The following is a 287-nucleotide window of genomic DNA, read 5'->3' on the forward strand; positions in this document are numbered from 1 at the left end:
CATGACGCGGGGGAGTTCGACGCGGGGTTCTTCGGTATTTCGCCGCGTGAGGCGTTGGCGATGGATCCGCAGCAGCGGTTGTTGCTGGAGACGTCGTGGGAGGCGTTGGAGCGGGCGGGTATCGACCCGCACTCGCTGCGCGGCTCACGGACCGGCGTCTACGCCGGCATGTTCCACCAGGAATACGCGGCCCGGCTGCACGAAGCCCCCGCGGAGTTCGAAGGTCATCTGCTGACGGGAACGTCCGGCAGCGTGGCTTCGGGTCGTATCTCGTATGTGCTGGGTCT

Annotated in this window: 1 protein-coding gene; it reads left to right on the forward strand. The window is 66.6% G+C overall.

The genetic code is table 11. The features are described from left to right. Positions 1-287, forward strand: a 287-nt coding sequence (locus tag GTY56_RS39185; protein WP_161370017.1) for a beta-ketoacyl synthase N-terminal-like domain-containing protein, incomplete at both ends; no start/stop codon positions are given.

It is taken from the genome of Streptomyces sp. SID5643, from assembly GCF_009872555.1.
Classification (GTDB): Bacteria; Actinomycetota; Actinomycetes; order Streptomycetales; family Streptomycetaceae; genus Streptomyces; species Streptomyces iakyrus.